The following is a 490-nucleotide window of genomic DNA, read 5'->3' as shown; positions in this document are numbered from 1 at the left end:
TTCGATCGATTCGCTGTCGACCTCGACCTCGACGGGCCTCTCGTCCGCGAACAGCTCGATCACCTCGCTGTCGACTTCGACTTCGACGGGTCTGTCGTCCGCGAATAGCTCGATCACTTCCCTGTCCACGTCGACTTCGACGGGTCTGTCCTCGGCCAACAGCTCGATCACGTCGCTGTCCACCTCGACGTCGACCGGCCTGTCGTCGGCGAATAGCTCGATCACGTCCCTGTCGACCTCGACTTCGACGGGCTTGTCGTCGGCTAACAGCTCGATCGGCTCCCTGTCGACTTCAACGTCGACGGGCCTCTCCTCGGCGAACAGCTCCATTACGTCCCTGTCCACGTCGACTTCGACGGGTCTGTCCTCGGCCAACAGCTCGATCACGTCGCTGTCCACGTCGACCTCGACCGGCTTGTCGTCGGCTAACAGTTCGATCGATTCGCTGTCGACTTCGACCTCGACCGGTCTGTCCTCGGCGAACAGCTCG

General features: G+C 62.0%; 1 protein-coding gene. It reads right to left on the bottom strand.

The features are described from left to right. On the bottom strand, window positions 1–490 hold a 490-nt coding region (locus U5798_RS36925; protein WP_322084886.1), incomplete at both ends, for a hypothetical protein.

Source organism: Burkholderia sp. BCC1972, assembly GCF_905339605.1.
In the GTDB taxonomy this organism is placed as follows: Bacteria; Pseudomonadota; Gammaproteobacteria; order Burkholderiales; family Burkholderiaceae; genus Burkholderia.
This window is presented reverse-complemented; position numbering and strand designations above follow the sequence as displayed.